The sequence below is a fragment of the Actinoplanes sp. URMC 104 genome (genome assembly GCF_051386375.1).
Lineage (GTDB): Bacteria > Actinomycetota > Actinomycetes > Mycobacteriales > Micromonosporaceae > Actinoplanes.
On sequence record NZ_JBPQTO010000012.1, the window covers coordinates 547,370 to 568,067 of the forward strand.

Annotated in this window: 16 protein-coding genes; 13 read left to right on the top strand and 3 right to left on the bottom strand. The window is 75.4% G+C overall.

All coding sequences use genetic code 11. The features are described from left to right. Positions 1-7 precede the first annotated feature (7 nt). From ACSNN8_RS41450 to ACSNN8_RS41480, 7 genes are read left to right on the top strand one after another with little or no spacing between them, the layout of a single operon-like run. Complete coding sequence (locus ACSNN8_RS41450) at positions 8-502, top strand: chemotaxis protein CheW (RefSeq protein ID WP_436656607.1); 495 nt, start codon at positions 8-10, stop codon at positions 500-502. Continuing rightward, positions 499-1,902 (top strand): CheR family methyltransferase, encoded by a 1,404-nt coding sequence (locus ACSNN8_RS41455; protein WP_436656609.1) that lies wholly within the window; start codon positions 499-501, stop codon positions 1,900-1,902. Before ACSNN8_RS41450 ends, ACSNN8_RS41455 begins: the two co-directional genes overlap by 4 nt. After that, positions 1,899-2,453 carry a chemotaxis protein CheW gene (locus tag ACSNN8_RS41460; RefSeq protein ID WP_436656611.1) on the top strand — a complete coding sequence of 185 codons (555 nt, stop codon included), beginning with the start codon at positions 1,899-1,901 and terminating at the stop codon, positions 2,451-2,453. Before ACSNN8_RS41455 ends, ACSNN8_RS41460 begins: the two co-directional genes overlap by 4 nt. Then, complete coding sequence (locus ACSNN8_RS41465) at positions 2,450-3,922, top strand: methyl-accepting chemotaxis protein (protein WP_436656613.1); 1,473 nt, start codon at positions 2,450-2,452, stop codon at positions 3,920-3,922. The genes ACSNN8_RS41460 and ACSNN8_RS41465 overlap by 4 nt, the downstream gene beginning before the upstream one ends. Next, positions 3,922-6,057: a hybrid sensor histidine kinase/response regulator gene (locus ACSNN8_RS41470; protein ID WP_436656615.1), complete on the top strand. Its 2,136-nt coding sequence runs from the start codon at positions 3,922-3,924 to the stop codon at positions 6,055-6,057. The genes ACSNN8_RS41465 and ACSNN8_RS41470 overlap by 1 nt, the downstream gene beginning before the upstream one ends. Beyond that, positions 6,057-7,127, top strand: coding sequence for a chemotaxis-specific protein-glutamate methyltransferase CheB (gene cheB, locus ACSNN8_RS41475; RefSeq protein WP_436656617.1), 1,071 nt, complete (start codon positions 6,057-6,059; stop codon positions 7,125-7,127). The genes ACSNN8_RS41470 and cheB overlap by 1 nt, the downstream gene beginning before the upstream one ends. After that, positions 7,124-9,118 carry a response regulator gene (locus ACSNN8_RS41480; protein ID WP_436656619.1) on the top strand — a complete coding sequence of 665 codons (1,995 nt, stop codon included), beginning with the start codon at positions 7,124-7,126 and terminating at the stop codon, positions 9,116-9,118. Before cheB ends, ACSNN8_RS41480 begins: the two co-directional genes overlap by 4 nt. Here ACSNN8_RS41480 and ACSNN8_RS41485 read toward each other — a convergent pair. The 3 genes from ACSNN8_RS41485 to ACSNN8_RS41495 form a co-directional block, all read right to left on the bottom strand. Then, positions 9,115-11,361 carry an N-acetylmuramoyl-L-alanine amidase gene (locus tag ACSNN8_RS41485; RefSeq protein WP_436656621.1) on the bottom strand — a complete coding sequence of 749 codons (2,247 nt, stop codon included), beginning with the start codon at positions 11,359-11,361 and terminating at the stop codon, positions 9,115-9,117. The two genes, ACSNN8_RS41480 and ACSNN8_RS41485, sit on opposite strands and share 4 nt — an antisense overlap. 98 nt (positions 11,362-11,459) lie before the next feature. Next, positions 11,460-13,988 (bottom strand): FtsX-like permease family protein, encoded by a 2,529-nt coding sequence (locus tag ACSNN8_RS41490; protein ID WP_436656623.1) that lies wholly within the window; start codon positions 13,986-13,988, stop codon positions 11,460-11,462. Further along, positions 13,985-14,740, bottom strand: a complete 756-nt coding sequence (locus ACSNN8_RS41495) for an ABC transporter ATP-binding protein (protein WP_436656755.1) — start codon at positions 14,738-14,740, stop codon at positions 13,985-13,987. Before ACSNN8_RS41495 ends, ACSNN8_RS41490 begins: the two co-directional genes overlap by 4 nt. 148 nt (positions 14,741-14,888) lie before the next feature. Between ACSNN8_RS41495 and ACSNN8_RS41500 the strand changes: the two genes are divergently transcribed. Genes ACSNN8_RS41500 through ACSNN8_RS41525 form a run of 6 tightly spaced genes read left to right on the top strand, consistent with a single transcriptional unit; the run spans position 14,889 to position 20,677 of the window. Next, positions 14,889-16,061, top strand: a complete 1,173-nt coding sequence (locus tag ACSNN8_RS41500) for a sensor histidine kinase (RefSeq protein ID WP_436656625.1) — start codon at positions 14,889-14,891, stop codon at positions 16,059-16,061. Beyond that, the gene (locus ACSNN8_RS41505; protein ID WP_436656627.1) at positions 16,058-16,696 is read left to right on the top strand and encodes a response regulator; all 639 of its coding nucleotides are present in this window, start codon (positions 16,058-16,060) and stop codon (positions 16,694-16,696) included. The genes ACSNN8_RS41500 and ACSNN8_RS41505 overlap by 4 nt, the downstream gene beginning before the upstream one ends. A gap of 48 nt (positions 16,697-16,744) precedes the next feature. Beyond that, entirely contained in the window at positions 16,745-17,542 is a 798-nt protein-coding gene (locus tag ACSNN8_RS41510; RefSeq protein ID WP_436656629.1) for an alpha/beta fold hydrolase, read from the top strand. Between the two features lies 1 nt (position 17,543). After that, positions 17,544-18,611, top strand: coding sequence for an SDR family oxidoreductase (locus ACSNN8_RS41515; protein ID WP_436656631.1), 1,068 nt, complete (start codon positions 17,544-17,546; stop codon positions 18,609-18,611). Positions 18,612-18,629: 18 nt separating this feature from the next. Beyond that, positions 18,630-19,712, top strand: coding sequence for a DICT sensory domain-containing protein (locus tag ACSNN8_RS41520; RefSeq protein ID WP_436656633.1), 1,083 nt, complete (start codon positions 18,630-18,632; stop codon positions 19,710-19,712). A 2-nt stretch (positions 19,713-19,714) separates the two neighbouring features. Further along, entirely contained in the window at positions 19,715-20,677 is a 963-nt protein-coding gene (locus ACSNN8_RS41525) for an NAD(P)H-dependent flavin oxidoreductase (protein WP_436656635.1), read from the top strand. Positions 20,678-20,698 lie beyond the last annotated feature (21 nt).

Genomic DNA, 20,698 nt, shown 5'->3' on the forward strand with positions numbered 1-20,698 from the left:
TGAGCGAATGCGGCAGTACGGACAGGCGTCGGCGCTCTCCGACGAGGGCGCCGGGGTGATCTCGCTCGTCTTCCGGGCCGGTCCGCTGCTCTGCGCGCTGCCGCTCGACGAGGTCATCGAGACCATGCGGCCGCTCGAGACGCGGGCGCTGGCGGGCACGCCCGCCTTCGTCCGGGGCATCACGGTGCTGCGCGGCGTGCCGACCCCCGTGATCGACGTGTCGCGGCTGCTCGGCGGCGCGACCGCGCAGGCCGAGCGGTACGTCGCCGTGCGCACCGAGCGCGGCGCGATCGCGCTGGTCACCGGGGAGATCCTGGGGATCCGCGGCGTCGAGGCCGAGCCCACGGGCGGGCATCCGGCCCTGCTCGGCGGCGGCAACACGCGGCTGGTGGCGGGGGTGGGCACGCTCGGCACCGAGCCGCTGCTGCTCCTGCAGAGCATGCGGGCCGTGCCCGACGAGGTGTGGGAGGCCGCCGCCGCCGCGTCGGGCGTGCCGTCGTGAGCACGACCGCGCGGACCACCCGCTTCCGGGAGGTGCTGGCCCGCCGGCTGGGCTGGACGTTCGCGGACAGCGACGGCGGCCGGCTCGCCGACCTGCTGCGCGACCGGGCGGCCGAGCACCGGCTGGGCCCGGACGACTACCTGGCCCGGCTGGGCGCGCGGCCGTGGGACGACGAGCTGACCGAGCTGGTCGAGCGGCTCAGCATCACCGAGACGTACTTCTTCCGGCACGGCGAGCAGTTCGCGGCGCTGCGCGAGGACGCGCTGCCCGAGCGCGCCGCGGCCCGGGCGGCCCAGCGGACGCTGCGGATGCTGTCGGTGGCGTGCTCGTCGGGCGAGGAGGCGTACTCGCTGGCGATCACCGGGCGGCAGGTGCGGCCCGACCCGGACTGGATCGTGCGGGTGACCGGGATCGACGCCAACCCGGCGGTGCTCGGCCGGGCCGAGCGGGCGTGGTACTCGGCGTGGTCGCTGCGCGAGACCCCGGAGCCGGTACGGCGGCGCTGGTTCCGGCCCGACGACGGCGGCTACCGGGTGGTCGACGAGATCCGGCGGATGGCGCGCTTCGAGCGCGGCAACGTGGCCGACCCCGGCGGCGACGTGTGGCGCCCTAGCCAGTACGACGTCGTCTTCTGCCGCAACCTGCTGATGTACCTGACCCCGGACGTCGCCTCGGCCCTGGTCGGGCGGATGACCGAGGCGCTGGCGCCGGGCGGCTTCCTGTTCCTCGGGCACACCGACTCGCTCGGCAGCGACCCGGCCGGGCTGGAGCTGCGGCACAGCCACCAGACGTTCTACTACCGCCGCGCCGGCGCGCCCGGCGCGGTCCGGGCCGCCGCCCCGGCCGAGGTGGTCGTGCCGGTCGTCCGGGAGCCGCCGGCTCTGCCCTCCCCCGGCGACACCGACACCTGCAACCGCGCGCTCGAGCTGCTGCGCCAGGAGCGGTTCACCGCCGCGCTGGAGCTGATCACCGCGGCCCGCCCGGGCGCGCTGCCGCCCCGCGACCGGCTGCTGCACGGGGTGCTGCTGGCGCAGACCGGGCGGCTCGACGAGGCGATCGCGCTGGCCCGCCGGCTCAGCGACGAGAACGGGCTGTTCCCGGACGCGCACCAGCTGCTCGGGCTGTGCCTGGAGGACGGCTCGGCGGTGGCCGAGGCGATCGGGCAGTACCGCCTGGCGGCGTATCTGGATCCGGGCTTCGCGCTGCCCCGGATGCGGCTGGGCCAGCTCGCCCGGCGGCAGGGCGACGAGCGCACCGCGGCCGGCGAACTGGAGCGCGCGCTCGACCTGCTCGCGCACGAGGACGAGGAGCGGATCACGCTGTTCGGCGGCGGGTTCGGCCGCCTCGCGCTCACCGTGGTCTGCCGCTCCGAGCTCGACGCCTGCGGGGTGCGCCCGTGACCGCCCCCACCAAGGTCGGCCGGCGCCTGCTCGAGCTGCGCGAGGACTTCGACCGGTCCTTCGCCGAGCCGGCCCGCGGCCACGACGAGGAGCACCTGGAGCTGCTCACGATCCGGGCGGGCGGACGCCCGTACGCGATCAGGCTCTCCCAGACCTCGGGGGTGCACCCGGACCGGCCGGTGACCGCCCTGCCCGGACCGCAGCCCGCCCTGCTCGGCCTGGCCGGGTTCGCCGGGGCCGTGGTGCCCGTCTACGACCTGGCGGCGCTGCTCGGCCACCCGGTCGGCGAGGTGCCCCGCTGGCTGGTGCTGGCCGCCGGGACGCCGCCGCTGGGCCTGGCCTTCCACGAGCTGGACGGGCACGTGCGCGCCGCCGTTTCCGACATCGTCCGCGAGGCGGGCGAGCAGTCCGGCACCCCGCCCAGCGGCAGCCTGCGCGGGCTGGTGGAGCTGCCCGGCGGCAGCCGCCCGATCGTCGACATCCCGGCCACCCGGGCGATGGTGCACGCCCTGGCCGGTCACACCCAAGCACGCGACGAGGAGCCTCGATGATGTCCGGGAAGACCTTCGGCACCAAGCTGGCGGCCGGCTTCGGCCTGACTTTGGCGCTGACGCTGCTGCTGGCGACCACCTCGGTGCTGGCGCTGCGCTACGTGCTCACCACCAAGGACGCCGTGATCACCTCGGCGCGCGAGAACCTCACCGGCACGCAGGCGCTCAGCGCGTTCATGGAGGCGCGGATCGCCGACTACCGCGGCTACCTGCTGGCCGGCACCGACGAGTACCTCACCGCGGCCGGCGAGGACCGCACCAACTTCCTGCGCGAGGTCGCCAAGCTGCGCGGCACGCTCGTCGACCCGACCTCGCGCAGCCTCCTCGAAACCGTCTCCACGGCCGAGGAGAAGCACGCGTCGGTGCTGGCGCCGGTCATGGCGCAGCGCGCCAAGATCGCGAACCTGTCCAGCATCGACCAGCTGACGGGCAACGAGCAGGTGAAGGCGGCCCGGATCGCGGTGCGGCAGGCGATCGCGGACCTGATCGCCCGGCAGAACGTCGTCGTGAGCGCGCGCAGCAACGAGTCGTCGGCCCGCGCCACCCAGGCGATCATCTTCATCGTCGTGCTGGGCGCGCTGCTGATCGTGGCCTCGGCGCTGGTGGCCTGGAAACTCGGCCGCGACCTGCGCCGCGAGGTGGGCGCCGCGGTCGGGCACATCCAGAGCTCATCGGCCCAGCTGGAGGCCGCCGCGGCGCAGCAGGCCTCGGGCGGGCGCGACCAGGCCAGCGCGATGAACGAGATCACCACGACGATCAGCGAGCTGCTGATCACCTCGCGGCAGATCGCGGACAGCGCCCAGCGGGTGTCCAAGATCGCCGAGGAGACCGCGGAGGCCGCCCGCACCGGCGACGCCACCATCGACCAGACGCGCGCCTCGATCACCGCCATCCGCACCCAGGTCGACCAGATCGTGCAGCACATGCTGGCGCTGGGCGAGAAGTCGCAGCAGATCGGGGGCGTGGTCGACCTCGTCTCCGAACTGGCCGAGCAGACCAACATCCTGGCCATCAACGCGACCATCGAGGCCAGCGGCGCCGGCGAGTGGGGCCGCCGGTTCGCGGTGGTGGCCGAGGAGATCCGCAAGCTCGCCGACCGCACGGCCGGGTCGGCCAAGGAGATCCGGGCCCTGATCGAGGACGTCCGCGGCGCGGTGAACACGACCGTCATGGCGACCGAGATCGGCGCCAAGGCGGTGGACGCAGGCTCGCGGCAGTTCGACGACGCCACCAGCTCGTTCCGCCGCATCGCCGGGCTGGTGGCCACGACCAGCGACGCCACCCGCGAGATCGAGCTGTCCACCAAGCAGCAGACCACCGCGGTCGAGCAGGTCAACGTCGCCGCCTCGGACACCGCCCGGGTCACCCGCGAGACCGAGGCCAGCGCCGTGCAGACCAAGCAGACCGCGGCGCACCTCACCACGCTCTCCGGCGAGCTGCTGGACCTGGTCGGCACCGGACGCCACTGATGGCCGACCGCGATCCGCTGCGCTACTTCCGGATCGAGGCCCGCGAGCTGGTCGACCAGATCAGCGCCGGCGTCCTCGACCTGGATCAGCAGCCCGAGCCCGACGTGGTGGCGCGGCTGCTGCGGTTCGCGCACACCCTCAAGGGCGCGGCCCGGGTGGTCCGGCAGCAGGAGATCGCCGACCGGGCGCACGAGTTCGAGGAGGTGCTGGTCCCGCACCGCGACGAGGCCCCGCCGGCGCTCGCCGCCGACCAGATGCGCGAACTGCTGCGCCTCAACGACGAGATCTCCGGGTACGTGGACGCGCTGTCGGCGCCGGCGGCGCCGGTCGCCGCGCCCGCGCCGGCCGAGCCGGAGCCCATCCGCACCGTCCCGCTCGGGGCGCCCGACACGCAGGCCGAGATCGATCAGTCGAACGCCGCCGCCGAGCTCGTGCGCGGGGCCGAGGCCGCGGCCGACCGGCAACCCGAGCGGGCCGCCACCGCCGACCTCGACGAGCTGCTCGACGCGATCGGCGAGGCCAGCGCGCGCATCGCCCCGCTGCGCGAGGGCAGCCGCACCCTGGCCCGTCTGCACCGCAACGTCGAGACGCTGGGCGACCGGATGCGCGTCGGGCGCACCACGGTCACCGACGCCGCCGCCCGCACCGCCGTGCGCCGCCTCGCGGGCGAGCTCGGCGCGCTGGGCCGCCGGCTCACCGACGCCGTCGACCAGGTGGAACGCGAGCTCGACGAGGTGCGCGGCCGGGCCGAGGGGCTGCGCCTGGTGCCCGCCGGCTCGATCTTCACGGCGCTGCGCCGGGCCGTGCGCGACGCCGCCGACGCCGAGGGCAAGCAGGTCCGCTTCCAGGCCACCGGCGCCGACGTGCGGATGGGTCCGCACCTGCTCAACCTCATCAACGGCGCGTTCCTGCACGTCGTACGGAACGCGGTCGTGCACGGCATCGAGCCCGAAAACCAGCGCCTCGCCGCCGGCAAGCCCGCCGAGGGCACGGTCCGGGTCGACGTGGAGCGCCGCGGCCGGTACGCCGAGTTCCGCTGCACCGACGACGGCCGCGGCTTCGACCTGGCCGCGCTGCGCCGCACCGCCGAGCAGCGCGGGCTGCTGACGCCGGGCGCCGAGGCGAGCCCGCAGGCGCTGGTCGACCTGGTGCTGCACGGCGGCATCAGCACCGCGCCCGGGGTCACCGAGGTGGCCGGGCGCGGCATCGGCATGGACGTGGCCCGCGACGTGGCCCTGCAGCTGGGCGGCGAGGTGTCGATCGACAACCGGCCGGGCGCCGGGGCGACCGTACGCCTGGTCGTGCCGTTGACCCTGCTCAGCATGAACGGATTGATCGTGGAGGCCGGCGGGACCACCGCCACGATGCCGCTGGACGCCGTGCGCCGCTGCGTGCGGCTGTCCCCCGCGGAGGTGGCCGCCGCGACCGCCTCGGGGCGGTTCGCGCACGAGGGCGAGGTGCTGCCGTTCCTCCCGCTGGCCGGCGCCCTGCACGTGCCGCCTGCCGACGAGGAGTGCGGCTCGGGGGTGGCCGTGGTGCTGGCCGCCGACCGCGACACGGTGGCCGTCGGCGTGGACCGGCTGGCGGGCATCACCACGCTGGTCGCCCGCCCGCTGCCCGACCTGGCCCCGGCCGCCCCGGTCATCGGCAGCGTCTCGATCGACCTGGACGGCAACCCCCGGCTGGTGCTGGACGCGCACGGGCTGGTCGCCGAGGCGCGGCAGGAGAGCGCGGCGACCCGCGGCGACACCTCGCCGACCGTCCGGCCCCGCATGCCGATCCTGGTCGTCGACGACTCGCTGACCACCCGGATGCTCGAGCGCAGCATCCTCGAGTCGGCCGGCTACGAGGTCGACCTGGCCGCCTCGGGCGAGGAGGGCCTCGAGAAGGCCCGCAAACGCGAGTACGGGCTCTACCTGACCGACATCGACATGCCCGGCATCGACGGCTTCACCTTCGTCGCGCAGACCCGCGCGGACCCTCAGCTGGCGCACGTGCCGGCGATCCTGGTGAGCTCGCGGGCCAGCGCCGAGGACCGCCGCCGCGGCGCCGAGGCGGGCGCCTCGGCCTACGTGGTCAAGGGCGAGTTCAACCAGGAGGAGCTGCTCGCCCACATCCGGAGGCTGATCCTCTGATGATCCGTGTCCTGCTCGTGGAGGATTCCGCGACCATGCGCCACCACCTGCGCGAGTCGCTGGCCGCCGACCCGGAGCTGCAGGTCGTCGGCGAGGCGACCGACGGCGGCGAGGCGGTCGACATGGTCGCGCGGCTGCGGCCCGACGTGGTGACCATGGACATGATGCTGCCCACGATGACCGGTCTGGTCGCCACCGAGCACATCATGGCCGAGCACCCGACGCCCATCCTCGTGGTGTCCTCCGCCGACCGGCGCGAGCTGTTCAGCACGTACAACGCGCTGGCCGCGGGCGCGGTCGACGTGCTGGAGAAGCCGCGCGGCGACGACAGCGACGCCGACTGGGGACGGCGGCTGTGCGCGGCCGTCCGCCTGGTCTCGCGCATCCGGGTGATCACGCATCCGCGGGCCCGCCTCGACGGCCGCGGCCGGCCGGGCGCCCTCGCCGCGCCGCCGCCGCTCGTCCCGGCCGCGCTGCCGCAGGACTCGCTGCAGGCCGTGGCGCTGGGCTCCTCGACCGGTGGCCCGGGCGCGCTCACCGAGCTGCTGCGGGCGCTGCCGTCCGGGTTCCGCCCGCCGGTCCTGTGCGTGCAGCACATCGCCGCGAGCGAGCCGTTCGCGGTCGCGTTCTCCGACTGGCTGGCCGGGCAGACCGGCCGCGACGTCAGCTACGCCAGGGACCGTACGCCGGTGACCTCGCTCGCCGGGCGGGTCGTGCTCGCCCCGCCGGACCGGCACCTGCTGGTGCGCGAGGGCCTGCTGCGGCTCAGCGACGCGCCGCCGCGGCACTCCTGCCGCCCGTCGGTGGACGTGCTGTTCGAGTCGGTGGCCGCCGAGTTCGGCGCGGCCGCGGCCGGCTGCCTGCTCACCGGCATGGGCCGCGACGGCGCCGACGGGCTGCTGCAGATGCGTGCCCGGGGCGCGGTCACGTTCGCGCAGGACGAGGCGAGCTGCGTCGTCTACGGGATGCCGCGCGAGGCCGCGCTGCTGGGCGCCGCCGCGTACGTGCTGCCCCCGGCCCGCATCGCCGCCCGGCTCGCCGAGCTGCAGCCCGCGGGGAGCCGGCGATGACCCACCGCGTGCTGATCGTGGACGACAGCCTGACCGTGCGCATGGACCTGCACGAGGCGTTCGAGGCGGACGGCTTCGGCACCGTGCTCTGCGCGACCGGCGCCGAGGCCCGCACCGCCTTCGTCGGCGAGGACTTCGACGTGGCCGTGCTCGACGTGCTGCTGCCCGACGCCGACGGCCTGGAGCTGCTCACCGAGCTGCGCGGCATGCCGAGCCGGGCCCGCGTGGTGACCGTGCTGCTGAGCACCGAGGACGAGGTCGCCGACCGGCTCGCGGGGCTGCGCATCGGGGCGGACGAGTACGTCGGCAAGCCGTACGACGCGGGCTACGTCGTCGCCCGCGCGCGGCAGCTGCTCGGCGACGACCCGCGCCGCTCCGACGACCGCACCACGGTCCTGATCGTCGACGACAGCATGACCTTCCGCGAGCAGCTGCGCGAGCTGCTCGAGGGCGAGGGCTACGCGGTGCTGACCGCCCCGAGCGGCGAGGAGGGTCTGCGTACGGCCGCCGACCGCCGCCCGCAGGCGGTCATCGTCGACGGCGTGATGCCCGGCATCGACGGCGCCACCGTGATCCGCCGGATCCGGCTGGACCCGGCGCTGCGCGACACCCCGTGCATCCTGATGACCGCGGCCGACGACTACGCCACCGAGCTGCAGATGCTCGACGCGGGCGCCGACGCGTTCGTGCGCAAGCAGCAGAACCTGGCGATCGTGCCGGCGAAGCTCAACGCGGTGCTGCGCCAGGGCACCGAGCAGCTGCCGATCGAGGTCACCGGCAGCCTGCACGGGCCCAGCAAGGTGCTGGCGCTGACCCCCGACCGGCAGCGGCTGGCCGCTCTGGCCGAGGCGCTGCGCGACGAGGGGTACGACGTGATCCAGGCCGCCGAGACCGCGGACGCGCTGGACCTGCTCGCCGAGCAGCCGGTCGACTGCATCGTGCTGGGCCTGGGGCCGGACGGCCGGCTGGGCCGCGACGCGTGCCGCCGGATCAAGGAGGTGCCGCGGATCGGGGAGACGCCGATCGTGATGACCGGCGCCGGCGACGACGACATGCTGGAGTGCCTGGCCTCGGGCGCGGACGACTACGTGCGGGCCGACTCGGGGGCGGAGGCGCTGCGGGCCCACGTGCGCACCCAGATCCGCCGCAAGCAGTCGCACGACGAGAGCCGCCGCATCCGCGAGGAGCTGATGCGCCGTGAGCTGGACGCGGCCGAGGAGCGCTCGGCGCGCCAGCTCGCCGAGACCCGCGCGGCGCTGGTCGAGGAGCTGGAGTGGCGCAACCGCGAGCTGGAGGCGTTCTCCGGCTCGGTGTCGCACGACCTGCGCGGGCCGCTGCAGGTCATCAGCAGCTTCGCCGAGCACATGCTCGACGACGAGGACGACCCGCTGAGCCCGGAGGCGCGGCGGCGGCTCAGCCGCATCCAGGCGGCCGCGCACCGGATGGCCGACCTGGTCGAGTCGCTGCTGATCCTGGCCCAGGCGAGCCGGGGCGACCTGCGCCGCACCGAGTTCGACCTGACCACCACGACGTGGCAGGTGATCGGCGAGGTGGAGGCCCGCGACCCCGAGCACAAGGTGGCGTTCACCGTGCACGAGGGCATGCGCGCCGACGCCGACGAGGGCCTGGTCCGGGTGATCCTCGAGAACCTGATCAACAACGCGGTCAAGTTCACCCGCAAGATCGAGCATCCGGCGGTGGAGATCGGCCGTACGCCGCGGGGGTTCTACGTGCGCGACAACGGCGCCGGCTTCCCGGCCGGCAAGGCGGGCGAGCTGTTCCGGCCGTTCGCCCGCCTGCACAGCGCCGCGGACTTCCCCGGCACCGGCATCGGCCTGACCACCGTGCACCGGGCCGTCGAGCGCCACGGCGGCGAGATCTGGGCCGAGGGCGAGGACGGCCGCGGCGCGACCTTCTGGTTCACGCTGCCGCCCGCGCCCGGCCCGGGCGCGGGCCCGGACCGGCGCACGCAGGCCCGGCGCAACGGCTAACCGACGTAGGCGAGGCCGTCCGAGATGACCGTCGGGCGGCCCGCGGTGCCGGCCACCACGACCGAGACGGTGTGGGCCTTGGCGGTCAGGGCCCGCACCCACAGCGTCTGGCGGTGGGTGGTCCTGGCGGCCTTCGTGTCGACGGTGGCCACCTTGACGCCGTCCACGTAGACGTACGCGACGCCGGTCGACGCCGCCCGGGTGAAGGTCAGCGCCGCCGAGCGGCCGGTGAAGGTGTAGGCCAGCTTGGCGTTCTTCGCCGACGCGGCGAGCGCCCTGCCACCCAGGTAGGTCGACGCGGCCCGGGCCGACCAGGCGCCGGTGCGCTTGGCGGAGGTCTCGGGCAGCTGCGTGACCGTGCGGGTCACCGCGCCGGTGCCGACGTTGCCCGCCCAGTCGCGCGCCTCGACCGCGTACTTCACGGCTGTGTTCGGCTTGGCCGTGGGGTACCAGACCGTCGAGGCCGCGCCGAGCGCCACCGCGGCCGGCGAGGTCGCCCGCTGGCTGAACACCTTGACGTTGTCGGTGGAGCGGAACGTCACGGTGACGGGCACCGCGGTCGCCGAGGACGTGCCGGTGCGCAGCGTCACGGCCGGGGCGGCGGGGAACACCGGCGCGGTCACGTCGCCGTACACCTTGATCGACGGGGTGACGTCGGCGACGCCCGAGGCGTGCACGACCCGCACCGCGAGGGTGTGCGCCCCGGCGGGGACGTCGACGGTCGCGGCGCGCTCGGCGTTGCCGTCGACCGTCCGGCTCACCTTGCCGTCCAGCAGGACGTCGTAGCGGGCGACGCGGGCGAGGTCGCCGGTGACGTCCCAGAACAGCCGCGCGGTCCTGCGCACGTAGTAGGTGCCGGTGGCGCCGACCAGCGGCCCGCCGGTCAGCTTCGTGATCTTGAGGCCGGGCAGCACCGCGCGGGCCCGCACCACGCCCAGCAGCGGATAGAGCAGGTCGCCCGGGCACTCGGTCTCGGCGCCGTCGCGGTGCCCGGCGATGCGCGGGAAGGTGACCTTCGTGCCGAGCGGCCACTTGAGACCCGTGACGCCGGCGGTCATCTCGGCCGTCGAGACCGGGTCGAAGCCGTACGCCCCCAGCCGCGCGGCCGCGACCTGGGCGACCGTGGTCAGCGCCGCCTGGGTGGGCCGTACGGTGGTGAAGTCGCCGAGCAGCGCGATGCCGGCCGAGCCGGTGTTGAAGCCCGCGACGTGCGCGCCCACCACGGCGGCGGTGGCGCTGCCCTTGCGGCCCTCGTAGAGCGTGCCGCACTTGTCGACGACGAAGTTGTAGCCGATGTCGTCGAAGCCGTCCTCGAGGTCCTGGGTCATGATCGCGCGCAGGATCGACGGGGTCGCCGAGCAGGGCTCGGGGTTGGCGAACCCGCCGTGGTGCACCCAGATCATCTTGACGCCCTCGGCGGCAACGGTCGCCGGCGCCTTGACCAGCTTCTCGTCGGCGCCCCACTGGGCCCGGGTGACCATCTTGGGCAGGACCGCGAGCTTGCCGCTCTCCATCGGCTTCTCGATGGGCCTCGGGGTGGCCGAGGGCGCCGGGCTGCGCGTCGCGGACGAGGGCGTGAGCTGCGCGGGCGCGGTGGCGCCCGGGGACAGGGCGGGCGGCGCCCCGGCCGGGCCCTCGGGAGCGGGCGTGGTCGGCTCGGCCAGCATGCCGCCGCCCGCGCCGCCGGTCGTCACCGGCGCGTCCGGGTCGATGAGCGTCAGCCGCAGCCCCGCAGGCAGGGCCTTCGCGCCGGCGCCGGCCCCGGCGAGGCGGGCGGCCACGCCGTTCGACGGTCCCGCCCAGAGCGGCTCGGTCCGGCCGCGGACGCCCGCCTGCTCGCCCTTGTCGGCCGCGTCCTCGGCGACGGCAAGCGACTTCCACCCGCTCCAGGCGCCGGTCCGCGCGCTGCGGGTGCGCACCTGCACGGTGCCGGCGGGCTCGTCCGCGGGGTTCTGCCAGCTGACGCTCACCATGCTGAACCGCTTGGTGGCGCGCTGCGGCAGCGAGGCCGACGCGAGGGCGATCCGGTTGACGGCGGTGCTGACGGCCGGCGCCTTGACCGGGCTCGTGCCCGTGCCCGTGCCCGGGGCGCCGGCCGAGGCCGAGGCCGGCGGCGCGGACGGGACGGTGGCCGGCAGCGACACGGGAACCGGGTCGTCGGGCCAGCTCAGCACGGCGATGCCGCCCGCCGCCGCGAGCACCGCGACAGCGGCGCCCGCTCCTACGACCGCACGACGTCCCACGTGATCCCCCCGTTGATCTTCTTGCGAGCCGCGCGTGAGGGTAGCGGATGGACGGTCGCCCGGCCACCCCGTGATCGGCGAGGGTGGCCGGGAGCCGCCTACTCGGCGCCCAGGGCCGCCACCGGGCTGACCTTGGCGGCGCGGCGGGCGGGCAGCACGCCGGCCAGCGCGGTCAGCGCGACGAGGATCGCGAACACCGCCGCGAGCTGGCCCACGGGCACGGCCAGCGGGGCGTTGACGCCCAGCGCCTTGACCGCCATCCACGCGTACGGCACCCCGAGCACCAGCCCGAGCGCGGCGCCGATCACCCCGTACAGCGCGGACTCGGTCGTCAGCATCGTCCGCAGGCCGCGCCGCGAGAGGCCGACCGCGCGCAGCACGCCGGACTCGCGGACCCGCTCCACCACCGACAGCGCGGTCGTGGTGCCCACGCCGACCACGGCGATCACGACCGTGAGCCCGACCAGGCCCACCGCGATGACCAGCAGCAGCGTCACGTTGTCGTTGATCTGGTCGCGCTGGTCGGCGAGCACGTCGACCTTCCACCTGCCACCGGCGGCGGCCTGCGTCTCGTTGATCGCCCGGTTGCCGGCGGTGCGCGCCTGTTCCCCGCTCGCGGCGGCGTCGGCCAGCACCCCGGAGTACGTCGCCGGGGCGCCCAGCCGGGTCAGGTCGGCCGGGTCGAGCATCGCGGCGGCGTGCAGCGGAGCGTCGCCGTTGAGCTGCGCGACGACGGTCAGCCGTACGGTCCGCTTGCCCGCGGTCAGCTCGAGCTGATCACCGACGTGCTTGCCCGTGAGGTCCGACGCGAAGCCCGAGATCGCCACCTTGCCCGGCCCGACGTCCCCCAGCGAGCCGGCGCTCAGGTCCAGCTTCGCCAGCTGGGGCAGCGCCCGCGCCGCCAGGTCGGTGGCGGCCAGCCCCTCGGTGCCGCCGATCGTGATCTCCATCCGCCGGTACGGGGTGACGTGAGTCAGCTCGTCGCGCGCCCGCAGCTGCTCGGCCAGCGCGACCGGCACCGGGTCGAGGTCGACGCCGGTCAGCTCGTAGTCGGCGGGCGACGACGCGGCCATCTCCCGGTCGGCGAGGACCCGGAACGACGCGCCGCCGACCAGGGCCCCGGCGATGAGCGTGACGCCCAGCGCGACCACGACCGAGACCGCGGCGGCGCGGCGCGGGGCGGCGCCCACTCCCCCGGCGGCCAGCCGGCCCACCGGCCCGGAGCGGCGGATCGGCCAGCCCAGCAGCGCCAGCACCGGGCGCACCAGCACCGGGCCGAGCGCCACCAGCGCGAAGAACGCGAACGCGCCGGACGCGACGGTGGCGAACAGCATCGGCTGCGGGTCGTAGTTCTCCGGGTCGCGGCCGGGGAAGTTGGCGACGACGTACGCGGCGAGCAGCACCGCGCCGGCCGTGAGCAGGATGCCGGTGGCCCAGCGCAGCCGGCCGATGTCGCGGCGCGCGCCGGTGGTGCCCGCCCCGCGCAGCGCCTCCAGCGGCGACACCCGCGCGGCCGACGCCGCCGGGGCGAGGACCGCGAGCACGGTCAGGACGACGGCGAGCAGGATCGTGCCGAGCGCGGCGGGCACCGGCAGGCCGGGCGACGCGATGTGCGCGCCGGACCAGCCGGCCACCAGCGGGACCAGGTGGCCGGCGCCCAGCGCGAGCAGCACGCCCGCTGTGCCGGTGGCCAGCCCGGTCAGCGCGCCCTCGGCGGCCAGCGCGCCGGTGATCGAGCGGCGGCCGGCGCCGACCGCGCGCAGCAGCGCGAGCTGGCGCATCCGCTGGGCGAAGACGATGCGGAAGGTGGAGGTGGCGACCAGGCCGGCGGCGACCACGGCGATCGCGACGAACATGGCGATCACCGCGAAGACCGCGTTGACGTCGGACACCTTCTCCTCGGCCTCGTCGTGCCGCACGGTCGCGCCGTCGAGCACCTCGGGACGCTGGTCGGCGGGGACCTTCGGCGCTGCCACCACGGCGGTGATCCGCTGCTGCACCGCGGCGGGGTCGGCGCCGGGCGCGAGCCGTACGTCGATCCGGTTGAGGAAATCGGCGCGGGTCAGCTGCGCCAGCGCGCCCGCCGGGGCGTACGCCTGGAAACCGTAGTCGTCGCGGGCCGAGACGATGCCGACCACGGTGAGCGGCGACGGCGCCAGCGGCTTGCCGTCGTCGGCGTAGTTGAGCTGCGCCTTGACCTGGGCGCCGAGCTTCAGGCCCATCCGCTCGACCGTGCGCGGGGTGACCGCGACCTCGCCCGGCTTCGACGGGTAGCGGCCCTGGGTCACCGAGGCGAGGGCGAGCGGGCCGGAACCCGGGTCGGCGAGCAGCTGCAGGTACTCGCCGCCGACCTGCCCGCCGTACTCCATGCGGCCGGCCGCCTCGGCGACGCCCGGCACCCGGCGCACCGCGGCGAGCTCGGCCGAGGTCATGGCGCCGTCGCGCACCACCACGTCGACGCTCTCCGGGGTGCCGCTCAGCCCGTCGAGGAGGCTACGCTCGGTGATCTGCTGGGCGAGCACGGTGGCGTACACGACGAACGAGACGACAAGCACGGCCAGGCCGGTCAGCAGCAGGCGCGCGGGGCGGCGGGCCACGCCGCGCAGCTGGGTGCGCAGCACGCTCATCGGGCGACCGCCAGGCTCTGCAGGGCGTCGGTGACCGACGCGATGTCGGGGCGCTCGAGCTCGCCGGCGACGCGGCCGTCGGCGAGCAGCACCACCCGGTCCGCGTACGCGGCGGCGCCGGGGTCGTGGGTGACCATGACGATCGTCTGGCCGAGCTCGCGCACGGAGTTGCGCAGGAACAGCAGCACCTCGGCGCCCGAGCGCGAGTCCAGGTTGCCGGTGGGCTCGTCGGCGAACACCACCTCGGGCCGCGACACCAGCGCGCGGGCGAGCGCGACCCGCTGCTGCTGGCCGCCGGAGAGCTCGCCCGGCCGGTGGTCGAGCCGCGCCACGATGCCCAGTGTCTCGGTCAGGTGGGCGTACAGGTGCGGGTCGGGACGCCGGCCGGCGAGCTCCAGCGGCAGCGCGATGTTCTGCGCGGCGGTCAGCTGCGGCAGCAGGTTGAACGCCTGGAACACGAAGCCGATCCGCTCGCGGCGCACCTTGGTGAGCACCTTGTCGCTCTGCCTGGTCAGGTCGGTGCCGCCGAGCAGGGCCTGCCCCGAGGTCGCCGTGTCCAGGCCGGCCAGGCAGTGCATCAGGGTCGACTTGCCGGAGCCGGACGGGCCCATGATGGCGGTGAACTGGGCGCGGGCGAAGCCGACGGTCACGCCGTCCAGCGCCCGCACCGCGGTGTCCCCGCTGCCGTAGACCTTGACCAGGTCGACGGCGGCGACCGCGGCCAACGTGTCCACGCTCTGCGTCTGCATGATTTCTCCACTCGATGGCGATCTCGTCGCCGCAGATTCTGGGCGGAGCCGGCCGACCGGCACATCGGCCGCGGGCCGGGGCGGCCGATCACGGCGGATCTGTCTTTCGGCCGATGAGGGGCCCGGTACCAGCGCATACGCTGGGGTCACGATGCAGAACACGATTCTTCGCCGTGCGGCCCAACTGCTCGCGCTGTTCGCGATGGCGGTGCTCGGCCTGTTCGACGTCGCCCAGGGGCTGCTGTCGCGCTCCGAGCCGCTGGGCCTGGCGCAGATCGCGCTGGCGATGGCCGCGGCCGCCGTCTGGCTGCCCGCGCACCGCTCCGGGTCGACCCGGCTGCCCAACGCCGCGCTGGTGCTGGGCGGCTTCTCGCTGCTGGCCACCTTCGTGATCGCGGCCTCCCCGACGAACGGCTTCGCCGGCGGCACGAGCTGGGGTCTCGCCGAGTCGGCCGCGCTGCTGGGCGTCTGCTACGTGCTGGCCCGGCACGCCCCGGCCGGGCGGGCCGCCACCGCGCTGCTGGTGGTCGGCGCGGCGGTGTCGTTCATGCCGCTGCGCGCCGGGCAGACGTACGTCTACGTGATCTTCGGGCTGATCCAGGCCCTCGCGGCGGCCGCGGCCATCGGGCTCGGCATCTACCTGCGCATCGTGGAGGGCTCGCGGCAGCGGGCGGTCGACGCCGTCCGCGCGGAACAGCGCGCCGAGTTCGCGCGGGACCTGCACGACTTCATCGCCCACCACGTCACCGGCATCGTCGTGCAGGCGCAGGGCGCCAAGTTCATCGCCGAGCAGGACCCGCAGCGGGTGCTGCACGCGCTCGACCAGATCGAGCGGGCCGGCGCCGAGACCATGGCCTCGATGCGCCGCATGGTCGGCGTGCTGCGCGACCCCGACTCGAAGCCGGACGCGCCGCTGGCCCCGGTCGCCGGCGTGCACGACCTCGCCGCGCTGCTCGACCAGTTCAACTCCGCCGGCGGCGCCAAGGCCCGGATGCACCTCGACGGCGAGCTCGACGGGCTGCCGGTGGAGGTGTCGACCTCGGCCTACCGGGTGGTGATGGAGGCGCTGACCAACGTGCGCCAGCACGCGCCCGCGGCCACCGCCGCCGACGTGTGGATCCGGCGCACGCCCGAGTGGCTGCTGGTGCGGGTGGCCAACGACGGCGAGGTTCCGACCACGCCGCGCGACCGCCCGGGGTACGGTCTCGTGGGCCTGACCGAGCGGGTCCGCGCGGTCGGCGGCCGCATCACCGCCATGCCGGGCATCGAGGGCGGCTGGGTGGTCGACGCCGCGTTCCCGATCGATCCGAGGACGAGCGAATGATCCGCGTACTGATCGCCGACGACCAGGCCATGGTCCGCACCGGCTTCGGCATGATCATCGGTGCGCAGCCCGACATGGAGGTCGTCGGGGAGGCCAGCGACGGCGTCGAGGCCGTGGCCCTGGCCCGCAAGCTGCGGCCCGACGTGGCCCTGCTCGACATCCGCATGCCCAAGATGGACGGTCTGGAGGCGCTGCGGCTGCTGTCCGGCCCCGGCGTGAGCGACCCCGTCAAGGTCGTCGTGGTCACCACCTTCGACCTCGACGAGTACGTGCACCAGGCGCTGCGCAACGGCGCCGCCGGCTTCCTGCTCAAGGACTCCGGCCCGGCCCTGCTGGTCGAGGCGGTCCGCGCCGCGGTCTCCGGCGACGCGCTGATCAGCCCCTCCATCACCGTACGGCTGCTCGAGCACCTCTCTCCCCCGGCGCCCGCCGGCGACGACGGCGGGCTGTCCCCGCGCGAGCTCGACGTCGTGCGGCTGGCCGCCAAGGGCCTGACCAACGCCGAGATCGCCGCCCAGCTGTTCATCTCGATCGGCACGGTCAAGACCCACGTCGGCAGCGTCATGACCAAGCTCGGCGCCCGCAACCGCGTCGAGATCGCCGCCTGGGCCTGGGAGCGCCGCCTGCTCGGCTGAGCGCCGGACGGCACGTGTACCCCGCGGCGCAGGGGGTAGGCGGCCCCGGTGACGGCGACGACGATGGCCTGGGAGCGCGCCGGTCTGGGCGACCCACTGGTGCTGCTGCACGGCATCGGCACCACGCACGACGACTTCGCCGCGGTGCGCGCGCAGCTCGCGGCGGACTACGAGGTCCTCGCCCCCGACCTGCCCGGGCACGGCCAGTCGCCGCCGCTGCGGACGCGGCCGACCGTGGCCGCGCTCACCGACGTGGTCGCGGCCGACCTCGACGCGCTCGGCCTCGAGCGGGTGCACCTGCTGGGCAACTCGCTGGGCGCGCGGATCGCGCTGGAGCTGGCGTGGCGCGGGCGGGCCCGGTCGGTGGTGGCGATCGCCCCGTCCGGGATGCAGTTCCCGCTCGAGCGGGCCTATCAGGGCCTGGTGATGGGGGCCACCCGGGCGAACCTGCGGGTCTTCCGGCGCTGGATCACCCCGCTGGCCGGGGTGCCGTGGGGCCGCACGCCGCTGCTCGCGACGCTGCGCGCCCGGCCGTGGGACGCCTCCGAGACCGAGGCCCGCGCGGTGCAGCCCGGGTTCGCCGAGGCGCGCCGGTTCTGGGCGACGCTGTGGTGGGCCGTGCTGGCCGACGTGCCGACCGGTCTCGGCGACATCGACTGCCCGGTCGTGCTGGCCCAGGGCACGGCCGACTGGATCTCCGGCGGGCAGACGCCCCGCTTCCTCGCGGCCGTCCCGGGCTCGGTGTTCCGGCCGCTGTTCGGCGCCGGGCACGCTCCGCAGTCGGACGCGCCCGCGACCATCGTGAGCCTCGTGCACGAGGCGACCTCCAGGGCGAAGGAGCAGTGACATGAGTGGACGCCGGCACGTCAAGGACCAGGTGGTGGTCGTGGCGGGCGCCTCGAGCGGCATCGGGCGGGCCGCGGCGCTGCGGTTCGCCGCCGAGGGCGCCCGGGTGGTGGTCTCGGCCCGCAGCCTCGACGGGCTCGACTCGCTGGTGCGCGAGATCAAGGACACCGGCGGGGAGGGCACCGCGGTGGTGGCGGACGTGACCGACCCCGCCGCGATGCGGGCCGTGGCCGACCAGGCCGTCGCGACGTACGGCCGGCTCGACACCTGGGTGCACGTGGCCGGGGTGCTGCTGGTCGCCGCGCTCGAGGACACCACCCCCGAGGAGTTCGCCCGGGTGATCGACGTGAACCTGCTGGGTCAGGTGCACGGCGCGATGGCGGCGCTGCCGCACCTGCGGCGCGACGGCGGCGGGGCGCTCATCCACGTGTCCTCGATGGGCGCCAAGCGCGGCATCCCGCTGCAGAGCGCGTACACCGCCTCCAAGCACGGCGTCGACGGCTTCCTCGAGGCGATCCGCGTCGAGTTCCGGCACGACAAGGTGCCGGTCACCGTCACCAACGTGATGCCCGCGACCATCAACACCCCGCTGTTCGACAACGCCCGCACCAAGCTGGGGGTCAAGCCGATCGCGCCGCCGCCGGTCTATCCGCCCGAGCTGGTGGCCGACGCCATCCTGTTCGCCGCGAGGCATCCGGTGCGCGACATCGTGGTCGGCGGCGCGGCCAAGACGCTGATCACCGCCCAGGCGGCGGCGCCGCGGCTGGTCGACGCGGTCATGCGGCGGGCCGGCTACCGCGTGCACTTCACCGACGACCCCAAGCCGGAGGACGCGCCCGACAACCTGTTCGCGCCGCTGCCCGCGCACGACACGGTGACCGGCACCGTCGGCGACCACGCCCGGCAGCACAGCGTGTGGACGGCGATCGAGACCCGCCCGGCGCTGCGGTATGCGATGCCGCTCGCCGGCGGAGCGGCCGTCACCGCCGCGGTGCTCACCCGGCTGCGCGCCCGCCGCGGCCGCGCCCGGGGAAACCGTCCGCTGAACAGGCTTCTCCGCCGGAGGTGAAACCCCTAAGCTGCCCCGGTGCCCCCATCGAAGAGTGCCGCTCTGCTCACCAAGAGCACGCTGGTGACCGTCTCCCACGCCATCGAACGGGCGGCCCTCGCCGCGGCCGAGGACGGGCCGATGGCGGTGGTGGCGCTCTTCCAGCGGCTGCCCTATTTCGAACGCGAACGGCAGGTGTACGAGCGGATCGCCCGCGCGGCCGCGGTCACGGTCGTGGGGCTGGTCGGCGACCAGGCGCTGGACCTGCCGGCCGGGTCGCACCTGGTGGCGCTGGACGAGCAGGAGCCGTACGCCCGGGAATGGACGGTCGTGGTGCTGACCCCGCGCTTCGGCGCCGTCCTGGAGGCGCGCGACCGCGAGGAGGTGTCCGGTTCGGCGGCGACGCTGGAGGCGGGCCGGCTCTTCGACGGGTGGTGCAGCCTGCGCCGCGACGACGCGCTGCACAAGCTGCTCGAGCTGCAGCAGGCGTTCGCGCAGCGGATGCCGCCGGAGGCGCGGGCGGGCATCGACAAGGTCCTCGCGTACGTCCGGGACGTGCCCGCGGGCGCCGGTGAGAGCCGCGCCGACGCGGTGCTCGACCTGCTCGTCGGGCGGACCGAGCGCGCCGGCACCGAGCTGGCGCGGCTGCGCCGGCAGACCTCCGCGACCGAGACGGTGGCGCCCGAGGAGGAGATCAGCCGCTGGGCGGGCGCCGGCGGCGTGACGGCCTCGGGCACCCTGCCGGTCTCGCTGCTGGCCGTGCGCGTGCCGCCGCCGCACCAGCTGCCCGAACAGGCGGGCCGCCGCACCGGGGCGCTGCGCAACGAGAGCCTCATCGCGGTGTTCTCCGGGGTGCTGCGCGACGCCGACCGGATCACCCGGCTCGGCGAGAACGACTTCCTGCTGATGCTGCCCGCGCTGGCCTTCGACGACGCCGTCAAGACGGCCCAGCACCTGCACGCGGAACTGCAGGCCGCGGGCGCGCAGAACCCGTTCCTGCCGGGCGCCGCGCACATGGTGGTCATGACGACCCGGCAACGCCCGTTCCCGCACGAGCGCATCGTGCAGGCGCTGAGCTGGGCCGAGGGCGAGCAGATCCCGATCGCCCGGCTGGACGACTGACGATGGCGCTGGCCACGGCGTTCACCCGGCTTCTCGGCGTACGGCACCCGATCGCGCTCGCCCCGATGGGCGGCTCGGCCGGAGGCGCACTGGCGGCGGCGGTCTCCCGTGGCGGTGGCCTCGGCATGCTCGGCTCCGGCGACGGCGACGCGCAGTGGCTGGCCCGCGAGGTGCCGCTGCTGACCGCGGGCACCGACCGGCCCTGGGGCGTCGGCTTCCTGACCTGGGCGCTGCGCCCGGGCGTGGTGGAAAAGGCCCTGGAGTACGGTCCCCGGGCCGTCATGCTGTCGTTCGGCGACCCCGGCCCGTACGCGGCGGCGGTCCACCGGGCGGGGGCGAAGCTCATCCTGCAGGTGACCGGCCTCGACGAGGCACGAAAGGCCCTCGACCTGGGCGCCGACGTCATCGTCGCCCAAGGTACCGAGGCCGGCGGTCACGGCGCGCGGCGTGGCCGCTCCACGCTGTCGTTCGTGCCCACCGTCGTGGACCTGGCCGGTCCCGTGCCCGTGCTGGCCGCGGGCGGGATCGCAGACGGCCGGGGCATCGCGGCCGCGCTGACCCTGGGCGCGGCCGGCGCCCTGCTGGGCACCCGCTTCCAGGCGACCGCCGAGTCGCTGGCCGACCCCGCGACCGTCGCGGCCATCCTGGCCGGGCGCGGCGAGGACACCGAGCGCAACAGCGTGCTGGACATCGTGCGCGGCTCCCCCTGGCCCTCGGCGTACACGGCCCGCACGCTCGGCCATCCCCACCTCGAACGCTGGCAGGGCCGCGAGGCCGACGCCGCCGCCGACCCGCAGGCCCGCCGCGACTACGACGACGACCTGGCGCGCGGCGTCATCCCGCCGCTGCCCGTGTGGGCCGGCGAGGCCGTCGACCTGATCGGCGACCGCCCGCCCGCGGCCGGCCTGGTCGAGGCGCTGGCCGGCCAGGCCGAGCAGGCCCTGGCGCGGGCGGGAAGGGGCTGATCCCGGCGGGCCGTGCGGAGA

Coding starts and splice junctions, on each gene's coding strand:
- cheB (WP_436656617.1), top strand. CDS start 6,057: ATGATCCGTGTCCTGCTCGTGGAGGATTCCGCGACCATGCGCCACCAC.
- ACSNN8_RS41465 (WP_436656613.1), top strand. CDS start 2,450: ATGATGTCCGGGAAGACCTTCGGCACCAAGCTGGCGGCCGGCTTCGGC.
- ACSNN8_RS41470 (WP_436656615.1), top strand. CDS start 3,922: ATGGCCGACCGCGATCCGCTGCGCTACTTCCGGATCGAGGCCCGCGAG.
- ACSNN8_RS41505 (WP_436656627.1), top strand. CDS start 16,058: ATGATCCGCGTACTGATCGCCGACGACCAGGCCATGGTCCGCACCGGC.
- ACSNN8_RS41515 (WP_436656631.1), top strand. CDS start 17,544: ATGAGTGGACGCCGGCACGTCAAGGACCAGGTGGTGGTCGTGGCGGGC.
- ACSNN8_RS41450 (WP_436656607.1), top strand. CDS start 8: ATGCGGCAGTACGGACAGGCGTCGGCGCTCTCCGACGAGGGCGCCGGG.
- ACSNN8_RS41490 (WP_436656623.1), bottom strand. CDS start 13,988: ATGAGCGTGCTGCGCACCCAGCTGCGCGGCGTGGCCCGCCGCCCCGCG.
- ACSNN8_RS41525 (WP_436656635.1), top strand. CDS start 19,715: ATGGCGCTGGCCACGGCGTTCACCCGGCTTCTCGGCGTACGGCACCCG.
- ACSNN8_RS41480 (WP_436656619.1), top strand. CDS start 7,124: ATGACCCACCGCGTGCTGATCGTGGACGACAGCCTGACCGTGCGCATG.
- ACSNN8_RS41500 (WP_436656625.1), top strand. CDS start 14,889: ATGCAGAACACGATTCTTCGCCGTGCGGCCCAACTGCTCGCGCTGTTC.